14 protein-coding genes are annotated in these 16175 nt (G+C 59.5%); 7 read left to right on the top strand and 7 right to left on the bottom strand.

Annotated features, from left to right (window positions below):
* The 3 genes from KW837_RS10795 to KW837_RS10785 all read left to right on the top strand — a co-directional run bounded on the left by KW837_RS10795 (position 1) and on the right by KW837_RS10785 (position 4316).
* Positions 1-2874: an EAL domain-containing protein gene (locus KW837_RS10795; protein ID WP_218395627.1), complete on the top strand. Its 2874-nt coding sequence runs from the start codon at positions 1-3 to the stop codon at positions 2872-2874.
* 169 nt (positions 2875-3043) lie between these two features.
* Complete coding sequence (gene hexR, locus KW837_RS10790) at positions 3044-3910, top strand: transcriptional regulator HexR (protein ID WP_007896526.1); 867 nt, start codon at positions 3044-3046, stop codon at positions 3908-3910.
* Positions 3911-4103: 193 nt separating this feature from the next.
* A complete protein-coding gene (locus KW837_RS10785; RefSeq protein WP_218395625.1) occupies positions 4104-4316 on the top strand; it encodes a PA3496 family putative envelope integrity protein in 213 nt (70 codons plus the stop codon).
* On the opposite strand, the gene KW837_RS10780 is transcribed toward KW837_RS10785, so the two are convergent.
* Complete coding sequence (locus KW837_RS10780) at positions 4258-5220, bottom strand: LysR family transcriptional regulator (RefSeq protein WP_218395623.1); 963 nt, start codon at positions 5218-5220, stop codon at positions 4258-4260. The genes KW837_RS10785 and KW837_RS10780 overlap by 59 nt on opposite strands.
* A 190-nt stretch (positions 5221-5410) precedes the next feature.
* On the opposite strand from KW837_RS10780, the gene KW837_RS10775 reads away from it, so the two are divergent.
* Entirely contained in the window at positions 5411-6826 is a 1416-nt protein-coding gene (locus tag KW837_RS10775; protein WP_007896523.1) for an acetyl-CoA carboxylase biotin carboxylase subunit, read from the top strand.
* 11 nt (positions 6827-6837) lie between these two features.
* Positions 6838-8646, top strand: coding sequence for a sodium-extruding oxaloacetate decarboxylase subunit alpha (gene oadA / locus KW837_RS10770; RefSeq protein WP_218395621.1), 1809 nt, complete (start codon positions 6838-6840; stop codon positions 8644-8646).
* Positions 8647-8853: 207 nt separating this feature from the next.
* On the opposite strand, the gene KW837_RS10765 is transcribed toward oadA, so the two are convergent.
* A complete protein-coding gene (locus KW837_RS10765; protein WP_192345134.1) occupies positions 8854-9690 on the bottom strand; it encodes an amino acid ABC transporter permease in 837 nt (278 codons plus the stop codon).
* Positions 9687-10508, bottom strand: a complete 822-nt coding sequence (locus tag KW837_RS10760) for an ABC transporter substrate-binding protein (protein ID WP_218395619.1) — start codon at positions 10506-10508, stop codon at positions 9687-9689. Before KW837_RS10760 ends, KW837_RS10765 begins: the two co-directional genes overlap by 4 nt.
* Positions 10509-10620: 112 nt before the next feature.
* Here KW837_RS10760 and KW837_RS10755 point away from each other — a divergent pair, with 112 nt between their 5' ends.
* Entirely contained in the window at positions 10621-11520 is a 900-nt protein-coding gene (locus KW837_RS10755; RefSeq protein ID WP_218395617.1) for a homocysteine S-methyltransferase family protein, read from the top strand.
* A 120-nt stretch (positions 11521-11640) separates the two neighbouring features.
* Here KW837_RS10755 and KW837_RS10750 read toward each other — a convergent pair whose 3' ends face one another.
* Genes KW837_RS10750 through KW837_RS10740 form a run of 3 tightly spaced genes read right to left on the bottom strand, consistent with a single transcriptional unit; the run spans position 11641 to position 13409 of the window.
* Complete coding sequence (locus tag KW837_RS10750; RefSeq protein WP_218395615.1) at positions 11641-12312, bottom strand: GNAT family N-acetyltransferase; 672 nt, start codon at positions 12310-12312, stop codon at positions 11641-11643.
* Between the two features lie 17 nt (positions 12313-12329).
* Entirely contained in the window at positions 12330-12776 is a 447-nt protein-coding gene (locus tag KW837_RS10745) for a GNAT family N-acetyltransferase (RefSeq protein WP_007896516.1), read from the bottom strand.
* 9 nt (positions 12777-12785) lie between these two features.
* The gene (locus tag KW837_RS10740; protein WP_218395613.1) at positions 12786-13409 is read right to left on the bottom strand and encodes an FMN-binding negative transcriptional regulator; all 624 of its coding nucleotides are present in this window, start codon (positions 13407-13409) and stop codon (positions 12786-12788) included.
* 90 nt (positions 13410-13499) lie between these two features.
* On the opposite strand from KW837_RS10740, the gene KW837_RS10735 reads away from it, so the two are divergent.
* Positions 13500-15053 (top strand): PLP-dependent aminotransferase family protein, encoded by a 1554-nt coding sequence (locus KW837_RS10735; protein WP_218395611.1) that lies wholly within the window; start codon positions 13500-13502, stop codon positions 15051-15053.
* 15 nt (positions 15054-15068) lie between these two features.
* Here the strand turns inward: KW837_RS10735 and KW837_RS10730 are convergent, their stop codons facing one another.
* Positions 15069-16169, bottom strand: a complete 1101-nt coding sequence (locus KW837_RS10730; protein WP_218395609.1) for a polyamine ABC transporter substrate-binding protein — start codon at positions 16167-16169, stop codon at positions 15069-15071.
* Positions 16170-16175: the final 6 nt, after the last annotated feature.

Raw genomic sequence — 16175 nt, 5'->3', positions numbered from 1 at the left:
ATGACCCTCAGCTCCGACCTGTCGGGCCCCTCTGTGGAGCCCCGGGTTATCCGCAAACAGTACGCCATGGAAATGGCGGTCGAACGCACGCGCCTGCTGTACCAGGGCTCGCTTTTGCCTACGCTGTTCATGCTGATCAACGGTCTGGTGTGCGCCGGCCTGCTCTGGAGCCCGCAGCGCTACTTCGTTGTGAGCGTCTGGCTGATCTGGTTATTGTCGCTGGTGGCGTTGCGGGTGATTCAAGTCGCGGCTTTCGATTCGGCGATTCCCAACCGTCAGGCCCATCCGGTCTGGCGTCGCATGTTCATGCTCGGCTCTGCGATGACTGGCCTGACCCTGGCCGGTGCCGGCATCGCGTTGGTGCCCGCGGATAATTTCATGCAGCAAGCCTGGGTGTTCGGCCTGATCGGCGCCGCGGCACTCTCGGCCAGCGTTGCTTATGCCGTCAGCCTGCCAGCTTTTCTGTCCTTTACCTTGCCCTGTCTGCTGCCAGCCATCGGCTATCTGTTCTGGGGCGGGGATGAGCAGGAACAGGGCTGGGGCTGGTTTGGGCTGATATTGCTGGGTTCGTTGAGCGTGGTCGCCTGGCAGGTCAATCGGCTGATCAACCAGGGGTTGTTGCGGCGCTTTCAAAATCAGGCCCTGATCGAGCACTTGCAGCAGGCGCAACGTCGCAGTGATCAGCTCAACCACGAACTGGCCAAGGAAATCGACCAGCGCCGCCGCGCCGAAGACGAATTGCGCGAAACTCAGGTCGACCTCGAAAATCGCGTTGCCCAACGCAGTCTGGAGCTGGACGCCGCTAACCAGGCCTTGAGCAAGAGCGAAGCGCGACTGGCGCTGGCGTTGAAGGCGAGTGAACTCGGGTTGTGGGACTGGAACCTGCAGACAGACGAAGTCCATCACACTCAGCTTCAGGAGCTGTTCGGCCTGGAGCCGGAATACGTGACGGCGATGCTCAGCCACCTCAAGCCACGTCTGCACCCCGAAGACTTGCCATCGCTCAGGCGCGCCCTGGTCGAGCATTTGAAGGGTCGCAGCGAGGATTATCAGATCGAGTATCGGGTATGGCATGGCGATGGCCATTGGGTCTGGATCGAGGACCGTGGGCGAGCGGTGGAGCGCAGCGAAAACGGCCGGGTGATCCGCATGGTCGGCACCCGCCGCGACATCAGTGCCAGCAAGGGACAGGAAGAACAGCGTCAACTGGCGGCGACGGTGTTCGAGGCCGCTAGCGAGGGCATCGTCATTCTTGACCCTAATTACGCGCTGATCGCCGCCAATCAAGCCTTCAGTCGAGTGACTGGCTATGACATCGACGACATGCTCGGGCGCAGTGTGGTCGAGTTACCCTGCAGTCGCGACGCCCGCCGGCATTACGCGGCGATTCGTCAGGCGCTGGAGCAGCACGGTAGCTGGCAGGGCGAGTTGGTCGAAACGCGCAAGAATGGCGAGTTGTATCCGCAATGGCTGCAACTGAACGCCGTGCGCGATTCACGGGGAAAAGTTAGTCATATTGTCGGCTTCTTCGCCGATCTGTCTGCTCGGCGTGAGTCCGAAGAGCGTATGCGTTACCTGGCCCATTACGACGAACTCACGGGATTGGCCAACCGATCGTTGTTCCGGGAACGGCTGCACGAAGCTCATCAGCGGGTGCGTCAGGGCGGTCGGCGCAGCCTGGCGTTGCTGCACATCAATCTGGATCGATTCAAGCTGCTCAACGACAGCCTTGGCCACGAAATCGCTGATCAGCTGTTGCAGAAAATGTCCCGGCGCCTGGTCAATGCGCTGCCGGAAGCGGACACCATCGCCCGGTTGTCCGGTGATGAATTTGCAGTGCTGTTCGATGCCTACGGCAACCTGTCGAGTCTGGCGCGCATGGCAACTCGTTTGTCGACCAAGCTGTGTTTGCCGATCACTGTCGACGGTCATGAGCTGGTGATGAGCGCGTCCATGGGCATCAGCCTGTTACCGGACACCGCGCGGGAGATTTCTGCGCTGGTCAGCCAGTCGAACATGGCCATGCAGCACGCCAAGCACTTGGGCGGCAACAACTTCCAGTTTTATACCGACAGCCTGCAAGCCAGCACGCTCGAGCGTTTGCAGCTCGAGAATCAGTTGCGCAAAGCCATCGAAGAAAAGCAGTTGAAAGTGTTTTATCAACCGAAACTCTGCCTCGTCACCGGCCGGCTGAATGCCGCCGAGGCATTGGTACGCTGGCATCACCCGACCCTGGGCCAAGTGCCGCCGGGGGATTTCATCGGCTTGGCCGAGGAAACCGGGTTGATCGGCGCTATTGGCGAGTTCGTTTTACGCCAGGCCTGTTGGCAAGCCTGCGAGTGGCAGCGTCAGGGCCTGGAGCCGATTCGGGTGTCGGTTAACCTGTCGGTGCATCAGCTGCGTCAGGGAAAACTGGTGAGCCTGGTGCGCCAAGTGCTGGAGGAAACCGGTCTGGCGCCGCGCTATCTGGAATTGGAACTCACCGAAAGCCAGTTGCTGGACAGCGTCGAGCACATCATCGCGACCTTCCAGCAGTTGCGCGACCTTGGGGTGAAACTGGCCATCGACGATTTTGGCACTGGCTATTCGTCGCTGAGCTATCTCAAGCGCATCCCTGTGGATTACGTGAAGATTGATCAGGCGTTTATCCGTGGTTTGGGGGAGGGCAGCGAGGACGCGGCGATTACCCGAGCGATTATCGCCATGGCCCATGGCCTGTCGTTGAAGGTGGTGGCTGAAGGGGTGGAGCGGCCGGAGCAGTTGGAGTTTCTGAAAGTCGAGCGCTGCGATGAAGTGCAGGGGTATTTGATCAGTCGTCCGGTCGAGGCCGCCAACCTGGCCGAGCTTTTACGTTGCGACGCCAACCCTTTGTAGCCGCTGGCTTCGCCAGCTGCTACAAGGACCGAGAGGGCTACATGGAGCGCATGGCGCATGAAATGGGGACATTGAGTTACGCATTGAGCAGGCAAAAAGCCGATTCATGTAGTATAACTACAAGCGTGCTACATCCCCGGCACCTGCCAATAACAAAGAGTCCAGCCCCTTGAATCTGCTGCAACACATCGCCCAGTCCCGCCACCTGTTACGCAAGTCGGAGCTCAAAGTCGCCGACCACGTGCTGCTTGACCCTGCGGCGGTGATGCACAGCTCCATGGCCGACCTGGCCCACAGCGTGGGCATCAGCGAGCCGACCATCGTGCGGTTTTGCCGCGCCATCGGTTGCTCCGGGTTTCAGGATTTGAAACTGAAACTGGCGCAAAGCCTGGCGGCCGGCGCGAGCTTCGGGCAGTTCGCGATCCATGAAGACGATTCAGTCGCCGATTACAGCCTGAAAATCTTCGACACCACCCTGCATACGCTGATGGAGGTTCGCGAGAAACTCGATCCGGTGGAGTTGCAGAGGGCTGTGTCGCTCATGTCTCAGGCCCAGCGTGTCGAGTTCTATGGCTTCGGTGCGTCGGGCGCAGTGGCGGCGGATGCCCAGCACAAGTTCTTCCGTTTACTGCTGACTGCAGCGGCGTATTCCGACCCGCATATGCAGGCGATGTCGGCGGTCACCCTGAAGCCGAGTGACGTGGCGATCTGTATTTCCCAATCCGGGCGTTCCAAGGACCTGTTGATCACCGCCAATCTGGTGCGCGAGAGCGGCGCTTCTCTGATCACGTTGTGCCCGAGCCAGACACCGTTGGCCGAGTTGTCGACCGTCAATCTGGCGATCGATGTGCATGAAGACACCGAAATCTATACGCCACTGACGTCGCGCATTGCGCATCTGGTAGTGATCGATGTGCTGGCGATGGGCGTGGCCATGGCCCGCGGTCCGAGCCTGGTCAATCACCTGAAAAGCGTCAAACGCAGCCTTCGCAGCTTGCGGCTGTCGCCAAAATCGGTGAAAGCGCTGGACGATTGATTCCTTGCCTTGAGATTGCCTTCGCGGGCAAGCCTCGCTCCTACAGATATCGCGTAACCCTGTAGGAGCGAGGCTTGCCCGCGAAGGCGTCATCCAATTCACCACATTTCATCTCACTGTCATCCTCCCGCCGCCAAACCGTCATCCCTCGCACCTATCTTGTAACTCCCGTACTCGCCTTGGGAGACTCGAAATGGCTCAGCCCTACGAAGAACGCAACAGCGCCGTCAAAACCCGTCGTCAGCAAGAAGATCAGCGCCGCATGGAATTTCGCCGCGCCATCGAAGATCGCAGCGAGCGCCGCCAGCTTCTGGCCGAAATTGGCGAATTTTCTGACGATCTGGAACTCAATTACTGGCAGGCGGCTCCCGCAACTTCCCGTCGAAACGCTCAACCAGCGCGCTGATCTGCATCCGCTCGCTGCGGATAAACGCAAGGAATGCATGGGCCACCGGTGACAGCCGTTTGGCCTTGGCTTGCACCAGGCACCAACTGCGGTACAGCGGCAGCTCTTCGACTGGCAATTCGATCAATCCGCCGGTTGCCAACTCAAGGTTCAGGGCGTGGCGTGTCAACAGCGCCACGCCCAGACCCGCCAAGACGCATTCACGCTGCGCTTCGGCCGAGGCCACCTCCTGGGTTTGGGTGAAGTGCACACGTTTCTCTTTGAAATACTCTTCGCAAGCCAGTCGCGTGCCGGAACCGTGTTCGCGCAACAGCAACGTGTAGGGCTCAAGATCCTGCAAGCGCAGCGGGCCCATGTGACACAGTGGATGATCCGGCGGTGCCACGGCGACAATCGGGTTGTTGAGGAACGGTAGAAACTCCAGCCCCATGTCCTGTGGGACCATAGACATGATCACCAGATCATCACGGTTATCCGACAGGCGCCGGATGACCTGGCCACGGTTGACCACCGTCAGTTGCAGGTTCACCTCCGGGTGCTGGCGCTTGAACGCGGCAAACAGGTGCGGCACGAAATACTTGGCGCTGGATTCCACCGCCAGTTTCAGCTGACCCTGCAATGAGCCTTGCATGTCCGACAGCTGCATATCGAGGTTTTCCAGGCGCCCGAAAATATCCCGGCTGGCGCGCTGCAGTGCTTCGGCCGCCTCGGTCATGTAGAGTTTTTTGCCGACATAATCGAATAACGGTTGGCCGATCAGCTCTTCGAGTTGACGAATCTGTAGGCTCACGGCAGGTTGTGTGAGAGACATTTCGTCGGCTGCACGGCTGTAGGACCTTAAGTCGCACACCTCATTGAAGATCTGCAATTGACGCAACGTCATACGCATCAATGACTTACGCATTTTCTAGAGACCCTGAGCGGAGGCTGATGCCTCAACTATAAGTCTTTGCTTATGTGTAACCCAATTATTATTCATTTTTGTTAATCCCTTGCGAAGGCTAGTGTGGAGCTGCGACTGAATTGAAACATTTGGTCACGCGTCGACCTGGTGTGACAGGTCGTGGGTACCACCGGCTCAAGGGAACCTCCAAGTGATAAAAAAGATCCTGATCGCCAACCGTGGTGAGATTGCCGTACGAATCGTGCGTGCCTGCGCCGAGATGGGCATTCGCTCCGTCGCGATCTATTCCGACGCCGACCGCCATGCCTTGCATGTGAAGCGTGCGGACGAGGCCCACAGCATCGGTGCCGAGCCACTGGCCGGCTACCTCAACCCGCGCAAGCTGGTGAACCTGGCGGTGGAAACCGGTTGCGATGCGTTGCACCCCGGCTATGGCTTCCTTTCGGAAAATGCCGAGCTGGCAGACATCTGCGCCGAACGCGGTATCAAATTCATTGGTCCATCGGCTGAAGTGATTCGCCGTATGGGCGACAAGACCGAAGCGCGCCGCAGCATGATCAAGGCTGGCGTACCGGTCACCCCGGGCACCGAAGGCAACGTGTCGGGCATCGAAGAAGCCCTGACCGAAGGCGATCGCATCGGTTACCCGGTGATGCTCAAGGCCACCTCCGGTGGTGGCGGCCGCGGGATTCGTCGTTGCAACAGTCGCGAAGAACTCGAACAAGCCTTTCCGCGGGTCATTTCCGAAGCCACCAAGGCTTTCGGTTCGGCGGAAGTGTTCCTGGAAAAATGCATCGTCAATCCGAAACACATCGAAGCACAGATTCTCGGTGACAGCTTTGGCAACGTGGTGCACCTGTTCGAGCGTGATTGCTCGATCCAGCGTCGCAACCAGAAGCTGATCGAGATCGCTCCGAGCCCGCAACTGACCCCGGAACAGCGCGCCTACATCGGCGACCTGTCGGTGCGTGCGGCCAAGGCTGTGGGTTACGAGAACGCCGGTACCGTGGAGTTCCTGCTCGCCGAGGGCGAGGTGTACTTCATGGAGATGAACACCCGGGTGCAGGTGGAACACACCATCACCGAAGAAATCACCGGCATCGACATTGTTCGCGAGCAAATCCGCATCGCGTCCGGCCTGCCGCTTTCGGTGAAACAGGAAGACATCCAGCACCGCGGTTTCGCGTTGCAGTTCCGGATCAACGCCGAAGACCCGAAAAACAACTTCCTGCCGAGCTTCGGCAAGATTACCCGTTACTACGCGCCCGGCGGTCCTGGCGTGCGCACCGACACAGCGATCTATACCGGCTACACCATTCCGCCGTTCTACGATTCCATGTGTCTGAAACTGGTGGTCTGGGCGCTGACCTGGGAAGAGGCGATGGACCGTGGCTTGCGAGCTCTGGACGACATGCGTCTACAGGGGGTCAAGACCACCGCCGCGTATTACCAGGAAATCCTGCGTAACCCGGAATTCCGTAGCGGCCAGTTCAATACCAGCTTCGTTGAAAGCCACCCTGAACTGACCAACTACTCGATCAAGCGCAAACCCGAAGAGCTGGCCCTGGCCATCGCCGCCGCCATCGCCGCCCACGCAGGCCTGTGAGGAATAGAACAATGAGCAAACAAATCCACGTTACTGACACAATCCTGCGCGACGCCCACCAATCGCTGCTCGCCACCCGCATGCGCACCGAAGACATGCTGCCGATCTGCGACAAGCTCGACAAAGTCGGCTACTGGTCGCTGGAATGCTGGGGCGGCGCGACCTTCGACGCCTGCGTACGCTTCCTCAAAGAAGACCCGTGGGAGCGTCTGCGCCAACTGCGCGCGGCCTTGCCTAACACGCGTCTGCAAATGCTCCTGCGTGGCCAGAACCTGCTGGGCTACCGCCACTACAGCGACGACGTGGTCAAAGCCTTCGTCGCCAAGGCGGCAGTCAACGGCATCGACGTGTTCCGCATTTTCGACGCGATGAACGACGTGCGTAATCTGCGAGTCGCCATCGAAGCGGTGAAAGCCGCCGGCAAACACGCCCAGGGCACCATCGCCTACACCACCAGCCCGGTGCACACCATCGAGGCGTTCGTGGCGCAAGCCAAGCAAATGGAAGCCATGGGTTGCGACTCGGTGGCGATCAAGGACATGGCTGGCCTGTTGACCCCGTACGCCACAGGCGAATTGGTCAAGGCATTGAAATCCGAACAGTCGCTGCCAGTGTTTATTCACTCGCATGACACGGCTGGCCTGGCTGCAATGTGCCAACTCAAAGCCATCGAAAACGGCGCCGACCACATCGACACCGCGATCTCCAGCTTCGCCTGGGGCACCAGCCATCCAGGCACTGAATCGATGGTTGCTGCCCTTAAAGGCAGCGAATTCGACACCGGCCTGAACCTGGAGCTGCTGCAAGAGATCGGTCTGTACTTCTACGCCGTGCGCAAGAAGTACCACCAGTTCGAAAGCGAATTCACCACCGTAGACACTCGCGTTCAAGTGAATCAGGTACCGGGCGGGATGATTTCCAACCTCGCCAACCAGTTGAAAGAGCAAGGCGCGCTGAACCGCATGAGCGAAGTGCTGGCGGAGATCCCTCGCGTTCGCGAAGACCTCGGCTTCCCGCCGCTGGTAACGCCGACCTCGCAGATCGTTGGCACCCAGGCGTTCTTCAACGTGCTGGCCGGCGAGCGCTACAAAACCATCACTAATGAAGTGAAGCTCTACCTGCAAGGCGGCTACGGCAAAGCGCCGGGCACCGTGAACGAAAAACTGCGTCGTCAGGCGATCGGCAGCGAAGAAGTGATCGACGTGCGTCCGGCCGATCTGCTCAAGCCGGAAATGACCAAGCTGCGCGCCGAAATCGGTGCCGTGGCCAAGTCTGAAGAAGACGTTCTGACCTACGCCATGTTCCCGGACATCGGCCGCAAATTCCTCGAAGAACGTGCAGCCGGCACCCTCGTACCGGAGGTGCTGTTGCCAATTCCGGAAGCGGGCGGGGTGACGTCGGCCGGCGGTGAAGGCGTGCCGACCGAGTTCGTCATCGACGTTCACGGCGAAACCTACCGCGTCGACATCACCGGTGTCGGCGTCAAGTCGGAAGGCAAGCGCCACTTCTATCTGTCCATCGACGGCATGCCGGAAGAAGTGGTGTTCGAACCGCTCAACGAATTCGTCAGCGGCGGTAGCAGCAAGCGCAAGCAAGCCACTGCACCGGGCCACGTCAGCACCACCATGCCGGGCAATATCGTCGATGTCCTGGTCAAGGAAGGCGACACCGTGAAGGCCGGCCAGGCCGTGCTGATCACCGAAGCGATGAAGATGGAAACCGAAGTCCAATCGGCCATCGCCGGCAAAGTCACCGCCATCCACGTGGCCAAGGGCGACCGGGTAAACCCGGGTGAGATTCTGATCGAGATCGAAGGCTGAGTTAACAGCCTCGATATACCGCTTTAAACCTCGGGGGGGCATGTGCTCCCCTTTTTTTTCGCCCGGTATTTGGGAGTGCCACAATCCTTGTGTCGGAGCGAGCAAGCAGGATCGCCGCACCGCCGCTCCCACAAGGCTTACTGTGCTGAATCAGTGAGGACAAGGCGAGTGAATCCTGAGGAGCTGCCGAAGGCTGCGATCTTTTCGCTAACCCCGCTTCAAATACGCCTTCCCATAATGCCGCTCCATCCGCGCCTGAATCAGCTCCAGTCCAATCGACATCAGCCAATAAATAATCGCCGCGGTCGTGAGCATTTCGATATAGCGATAGCTCGAGCGCCCATACGATTGCGCCAGGAACATCACTTCCCAAACCCCCATCACCGAGATCAGAGACGAATCTTTGAGCATGGAGATGAACTGGTTGGTGGTGGGCGGGATGATGGTACGCATGGCCTGGGGCAGGGTGACGCGCCAGAAGATCACGGTTTCGCGCATGCCCAGGGCCAATGACGCTTCGCGTTGGCCATGGGGAACGCCGAGGATGCCGGCGCGGAAAATTTCGCTCAGGTAGGCGCCGTAGTTCAGCGACAGGGCGATGATGCCAGCGGCGATGGCACCGGGCACGATGCCAAGTTGTGGCAGGCCGAGGTAGATCAGCAGAATTTGAATCAGCAGCGGTGTACCGCGAAAGAACGAGGCATAGAAGCTCGCGATACCGAACGCCACCGCGCTTTTCGACAACCGAGCCAAAGCCGTGATGAAGCCCAGCAGTGATGACGCCACGATCGAGCACAGGCACAAAAACAACGTCAGCGCTGCGCCTTGCAGAAAGCCGTTGGGCGCCAGGTGCAGGCCGATCAGGTTCGGCAGTTTGTCGAGGATGATCGAGAACTTCAGGTCGAAGCTCAGGAAGAAACTCGCGAACAAGCCGAACATCGCTGCCCAGGTCAGGTACAGCCGTGTGCGGAAACCGAAAATCCGTTGCAGCATTGACTCAGCCACCGGTTGCGGTGGCTGAGGAGGTTTGGGGAAAGAAGTCATTTGCTGATGTCGGCGCCGATCCATTTTTGCGACAGCTTGCTCAAGGTGCCGTCCTGTTTCAACTGGGCAAACACATCACGCACTTTGGCGTCCCACTGGGCGTCGCCTTTTTCGATGGCCACCGAGTTCGGCTCCGAGTAAAGCGGCTCGCCGGCGAGCTTGAAACGCTTGTCTTCGTTCAGGCGCGGTTGCGCGGTCACCAGGTTGGTGAGAATCGCGTCCAGACGCACGCCAGCGCCCAGGCCCAAATCCTGGAACGCGACGTTGTCGGTGTCATAGGGGGCGATCTGCACATTCTCGAACGGGTACTGCAATTGGATGTCTTCGGCGCCTTCGATCACCAGGTTTTTGTTCAGGTAGCTTTCATAGCTGGAGGCGCTGGTAAGGCCGACTTTTTTGCCGCTCAGGTCCTTGGCGCTGTGAATGCTGTCGTCCTTGGCGTTGACCACGATCACGGCGGGGGAGGCGTAGTACTCCACCGGGAAGTCGAAGACTTCAGCGCGGGCTTTGCTCGGGGTCATGGAGCAGATGCAGATGTCGTAACGCCCGCTCCAGCGACCGGCGGCGATCACGTCCCAGGACGGCGTTTCGAGGCGCAGCTTGACGCCCAGTTTGTCCGCCACGGCCTTGGCCACGTCGACGTCGAAACCATCGAGCTGGTTTTGATCGTTGAGGAATGAGAAGGGTGGATAGCTTTCCATCAGCACGCCCACCAGTTCTTTCTTTTGCTCGATGCGGTCCAGTGTGGCGCCCGCAAAGGCTTGAGTGGAGGCAGCCAGAATCGTTAGGCCCAGGGCCAGCAGTGGTTGAAATTTCACAGTTGATCCCTGAAAAAAAAGAGGTTGTTATTAACCGTACGGTGCGTATTAAATAGTTATAAGAACGACTCTGATAGTGAGTTATTTTCATAAGCTTATGAGTGAAAAGCATATGGGCGCAGGCAGCACGGTAATTCTGGATGGCGGCATGGGTCGTGAGCTGCAACGTCGAGGGGCGCCGTTCAGGCAGCCCGAGTGGTCGGCGCTGGCTTTGAGCGAAGCACCGCAAGCGGTGGAGGCGGTGCATGCGGCTTATATCGATAGCGGTGCCAACGTGATCACCAGCAACAGTTACGCGGTGGTGCCGTTCCATATTGGTGAAGAGCGTTTTGCCGCTGAGGGTCAGGCGCTCGCGGCGTTGGCCGGTGAGCTGGCCCGGCGTGCGGTCGATGTGGCGGGCAAGCCCGTGCGAGTGGCCGGGTCATTGCCGCCATTGTTCGGCTCCTATCGCCCGGACTTGTTCGATGCCGCGCGGGTGACTGAACTGCTGACGCCTCTGGTCAATGGCCTGGCGCCGCATGTCGACTTGTGGCTGGCTGAAACCCAGAGTTCGATTGTCGAGGCACGGGCGATCCATGCCGGTCTACCGAAGGATGGCAAGCCGTTCTGGCTGTCGTTTACCTTGAAGGATGAAGACACCGACGAAGTGCCGCGTTTGCGTTCCGGTGAGCCTGTGGCTGAGGCCGCTGCAGTGGCGGCTGAGTTGGGCGTCGAGACCTTGCTGTTCAATTGCAGCCAGCCAGAAGTGATCGGCGCTGCGATTGATGCGGCACGGGAAACCTTCGAACGCTTGGGGGTGAAGATTCACATTGGCGCGTACGCCAATGCCTTCCCGCCGCAGCCGAAAGAGGCCACGGCCAACGACGGTCTGGACCCGTTGCGCGACGATCTCGACCCGCCGGGGTATCTGCAATGGGCGGCCGATTGGCAGAAGCGCGGGGCCAGCCATTTGGGCGGGTGCTGCGGGATCGGGCCGGAGCATATTGCGGTGCTCGCCCAGAAATTGGCGTGATGCCATTCGCGGGCAAGCCTCGCTCCTACAGGTTTTCGATTGACCATAAAATGGTGATCGACGCAAAACCCCTGTAGGAGCGAGGCTTGCCCGCGAAGGCGTCCTGCCAGACGCCGAAGATTACTGGCGGCACTCCACCAACGTTTTCACCTGCCCCGATTCCGTCTGGTTCTCATCCGACAGCCACCGCTCGAACCCCGCGCCAATCGCCGGCCATTCCGAATCCAGAATCGAATACCACGCCGTGTCACGGTTCTGCCCCTTGACCACCATGTGCTGACGGAACACCCCTTCAAAACTGAACCCCAACCGCTCCGCTGCATATTTGGAGCGGGCATTGCCGTTGTTGCATTTCCATTCCAGGCGCCGATAACCCAAGGCAAAGGATTCCCTGGCCAGCAGGTAAACCGCCTCGGTACTTTTCGGGGAGCGCTGCATCGCTGCGCCGAAGGTCACATGGCCGATTTCGATGCGACCCTGAGCAGGGACAATCGACATCAGGCTGAGGATACCTTGCACGTCGCCGCTGGCGCGGTCGATCACGGTGAAGAAATACGGGTCGCTGTTGGCCGCATGGTTGTTCAGCCAATCGTTGAAAGCGCTGCGCTCCGGGAAAGGACCGTAAGGCAAATAATCCCAGAGCTTCGGATCCGCGCCCGGGCCTTCCAGGGCTTCCCACAAACCGTCGGCGTGACGCGCCGGGTCAAGTTTTTCCAGGCGGATGAAACGCCCTTCGATCAGTTGGACCGAGGGTGGCGGAACACCTTTCCAGTCCGCGAGTGAAATCGACATGCTGCTCTCCTTGAACCTTAAAGGCCTTTGCGAAACTGGATGAAACCGGGGCGTTCGGCGATGCGCTCATAGAGCTGGATCGCGGTGGCGTTGGTTTCGTGGGTCAGCCAATGAACCTTGCAGCAACCATCCGCCTTGGCCGTGGTGTAGACGAATTCGATCAGTTGCCGACCGACACCGGTGCCGCGGGTTTCTGGTGTCACCAGCAAGTCTTGCAGGTAGCAGGAGTTTTCGATGCTCCAGTTCGAGCGGTGATAGATGAAATGCACCATGCCCACCGCTTTGCCATCGGCCCAGGCCAGCGCCCCATGGGTCGGTTCGCTCGGATCGAGCAGGCGCTGCCAGGTGCTTTGGGTCACCGCCTCGGGCAGTTCGGTGTTGTAGAAGCGCAGGTAGGCTTGCCACAGCGGCAGCCAGGCAGCGTGATCGTCGGCGGTGACCTGGCGGATGTCGATCTGACTCATATTGATTCCTTAACGCATCAAGTGGGCGAGGGCCTGGTCGTGCACATCAGGGCTGGCGGTCAGCCCCTCGCGCACACCGGCGATGTCTGCGGCACTACGGTTCTGGCTGAGCTTGCGTTTGCCCTCCAGCCGCTGGATCGGCAAGGCAAAACCGACGATGGCCTTGAGCATGCCGTCGATATAGTCGGCGGGGGCATCGGCGACCTTCCACGGCTGGGCGCGACCGGCTTCATGGCGCTCGGTCAATGCGCTGACCAGATCGCGCAGGCGATCGGTATCGGTGAACACTTCGCCAGTGCCATAAGCGTGTACGGCCACGTAGTTCCAGGTCGGCACGACTTTCCCGTGCTCGGCTTTGCTCGGGTAAAACCCCGGGCTGACGTAAGCATCCGCACCAGCAAAAATCACCAGCGCCTCGGCGCCGTTCTGCAATTCTCGCCATTGTGGATTGGCCCGGGCGAGGTGCCCGTAGAGAGTGCCATTCGGGCCGTGGTCGGCATTCAGCAGCAGAGGCAAATGACTGGCTTGCAGGCCTTGCACACCGTGGGTGACCAAAACGCCAAGACGGGCGCCGAGGATGTGCTGATGCAGCTCATTCAAATCATTGATGGCGAAATTGCTGGGCGTATACATGGAAATATTCCTTGGCGAATGCCTGCATCCTAGGCAGGCTATTGGTCTGTTGTAAGAGCCATTAATGACCAATTTCATAGGTCCATTACCATGTCGAACACGCCGCTTCCCTCGTCGTTCAATCCGGCGGGTATCGAACTCGACCGCCGCCAGGGCCTGAGTCGTCAGCTCTATCAAGCGCTACGGGTGCGAGTGCTCGACGGACGACTGGCCAGCGGCACACGACTGCCAGCCAGTCGCGATCTGGCGGCGGCGTTATCGATTTCCCGTAACAGCGTGGTCCGTGCCTACGATCAGCTTTACGCTGAGGGCTTCATCGAGGGGCGTGTTGGCGACGGGACTTATGTCGCGCAATTGCCTCAAGCTGCGATGTCAGTGAAAAAATTATCCACAAAAGTATCCACAGGGTTTTCAACAGGGTTACCCACAGCCTTATCCACAAATTGGTTGGATTTACCTGTGGTTTCATCCAGTAAAGTTATCCACAGCGGTGCTTTGGGCCGGGTTGAAAAGAACCATTTGACCTTGCCTCCCAGTGGTCCACCTCGGGCATTTCGTGTCGGCGTTCCAGCCTTCGATCTATTTCCTTTCGAGGTCTGGGCCAAGCTGAATGCGGCTTTCTGGCGTAAGCCGGATTTAGAGCAACTGTGTTACGGCGACCCAGCGGGTGATGCGCGATTACGTGGGTTAATTGCTGCGTATTTGCGCAGTTCGCGGGGCATGCAGTGCTCGGCTGAGCAAATAGTGATCACCAGTGGCGCACAACAGGGGATTAGCCTTTGTGCACAGTTGCTGGTGGAGCCTGGCGATGGGGTGGGCATTGAAAATCCGGGGTATCGAGCGGCGGGTCATGCGTTCGCTGTAGCCGGCGCGCGATTGCACGGGATAGCGGTGGACAGTGAGGGCATTGATTGCACCGAATTGGCGGGGCTCAGCGATTGTCGATTGGCTTACGTCACGCCGTCGCATCAGTACCCGACCGGCGTGGTCATGAGTCTGGCGCGACGTCTTGAATTGTTGGCCTGGGCCGAACGCACCCAAGGGTGGATCGTCGAGGACGACTACGATGGCGAATACCGTTACAGCGGCGCACCGCTGGCGCCGTTGGCTGCACTGGATCGACAGGGGCGGGTGCTGTATGTCGGAACCTTCGGCAAGGTCGCATTCCCGGCATTAAGACTGGGTTATCTGGTGTTGCCGCCCGGATTGGTTGAGGCGTTCTCCCAGCGTCGTGCGGTGGACGTACGGCACTCGGAGGTCAGCACCCAGGCGGTAATGGCCGAGTTCATGGCCGCCGGGCATTTCCAGCGGCATATCCGGCGTATGCGCCGCGCTGCGTTGAGTCGGCGTAACGTGTTGCTCAATGGCTGGCCTGTGGATATCCCGGGCGTCGGTAAGCTGCCCAGTGTGGCGGCCGGTTTGCACCTGACGGTACGTGTCGACAGCGTGACTCGTGAGCGCGAATTGATTGAACAAGCCACCAGCGTCGGGGTGGAGATCAATGGTTTGAGCAGTTACTGGCTGCCAGACACGACGCTTCCCGAGGACCAGCGAGCGGGGCTGGTCCTGGGGTTCGCCGCAGTGCCGGAGGCGGCTATCGAATCGGCACTGGCGAGGCTCAAAGAGATCTGGCGCCCGGTGTGAGTCACGCCGCCCGGATCAGGTGCCGGACTTGATTTTGGTCCAGGCCCGGGTCCGCGCCCGCTCGGCATCACGCGGCAGCGGTTGCAGGGTGTAGAGCGTACTCATCGCCGCTTCGGTCGGGTACAGGTTCGGGTTGTTGCGGATCGCCGGGTCGACCATTTCCGTGGCGTCTTTGTTCGGGTTCGGGTAGCCGACGAAGTCGCTGACCGGTGCAATGACCTGAGGTTGCAGCAGGTAGTTGATGAAGTTGTAGGCATCTTCCGGGTTCTTCGCGCCTTTGGGGATCGCCAGCATGTCGAACCAGATCGGTGCGCCTTCTTTGGGCAGGCGCATGTCGACGACCACACCGTTCTTGGCTTCCTTGGCGCGGTTGGCGGCCTGGGAGAAGCTGCCGGAGTAACCGACCGCGACGCAGATGTCACCGTTGGCAATGTCGGCCATGTACTTGGACGAATGGAAATAGGTGATGTAGGGGCGAATCTTCATCAGCAGCGCTTCAGCCTTGGCGTAGTCCGCCGGCTTCTTGCTGTTGGGGTCCAGGCCCAGGTGCTGCAGGGCCAGCGGCAGGATCTCTGACGGCGAGTCGAGCAGGGCCACGCCGCACTGCTTGAGCTTGCTGATGTTCTCTTCCTTGAAGATCAGGTCCCAGCTGTCCACCGGTGCGTTGTCGCCCAAAGCCGCCTTGATCTTGTCCGGGTTGAAGCCGATCAGAATGGTCCCGTACATGTAGGGCACGGCGAATTTATTGCCCGGGTCGTTGGCTTCGATCAACTTCATCAGCTTGGGGTCGAGGTGGTTCCAGTTCGGCAGTTTGCTGCGGTCCAGCGGCTGGAACACCCCGGCTTCGATCTGCTTGGCGAGGAACACGTTGGACGGCACCACCACGTCGTAGCCGGAGTTGCCGGTCAGTAGCTTGGCCTCCAGGGCTTCGTTGGTGTCGAAGATGTCGTAGACCAGTTTGGTCTGGGGGTTCTGGGTCTTGAAATCTTCCAGCGCTTTGGGGGTGATGTAGTCGAACCAGTTGTACACCCGCAACGTGCGCTCTTCGGCGTGAATGGCACCACTGAATACGGTGGCGCATAACACTGGAGCGATAAGACGCTTGAGTCGATTCATTTGTTC

Origin of the sequence: Pseudomonas sp. PDM24 (genome assembly GCF_019218905.1) — a bacterium.
Taxonomy (GTDB): domain Bacteria; phylum Pseudomonadota; class Gammaproteobacteria; order Pseudomonadales; family Pseudomonadaceae; genus Aquipseudomonas.
This window is presented reverse-complemented; position numbering and strand designations above follow the sequence as displayed.

Bases quoted from the DNA above. Each gene is read 5' to 3' on its own strand.
- KW837_RS10740 (WP_218395613.1), bottom strand. From the start codon at position 13,409: ATGTATACGCCCAGCAATTTCGCCATCAATGATTTGAATGAGCTGCAT.
- KW837_RS10795 (WP_218395627.1), top strand. From the start codon at position 1: ATGACCCTCAGCTCCGACCTGTCGGGCCCCTCTGTGGAGCCCCGGGTT.
- oadA (WP_218395621.1), top strand. From the start codon at position 6,838: ATGAGCAAACAAATCCACGTTACTGACACAATCCTGCGCGACGCCCAC.
- KW837_RS10780 (WP_218395623.1), bottom strand. From the start codon at position 5,220: ATGCGTAAGTCATTGATGCGTATGACGTTGCGTCAATTGCAGATCTTC.
- KW837_RS10755 (WP_218395617.1), top strand. From the start codon at position 10,621: ATGGGCGCAGGCAGCACGGTAATTCTGGATGGCGGCATGGGTCGTGAG.
- KW837_RS10745 (WP_007896516.1), bottom strand. From the start codon at position 12,776: ATGAGTCAGATCGACATCCGCCAGGTCACCGCCGACGATCACGCTGCC.
- KW837_RS10735 (WP_218395611.1), top strand. From the start codon at position 13,500: ATGTCGAACACGCCGCTTCCCTCGTCGTTCAATCCGGCGGGTATCGAA.
- KW837_RS10765 (WP_192345134.1), bottom strand. From the start codon at position 9,690: ATGACTTCTTTCCCCAAACCTCCTCAGCCACCGCAACCGGTGGCTGAG.
- KW837_RS10750 (WP_218395615.1), bottom strand. From the start codon at position 12,312: ATGTCGATTTCACTCGCGGACTGGAAAGGTGTTCCGCCACCCTCGGTC.
- KW837_RS10785 (WP_218395625.1), top strand. From the start codon at position 4,104: ATGGCTCAGCCCTACGAAGAACGCAACAGCGCCGTCAAAACCCGTCGT.
- KW837_RS10730 (WP_218395609.1), bottom strand. From the start codon at position 16,169: ATGAATCGACTCAAGCGTCTTATCGCTCCAGTGTTATGCGCCACCGTA.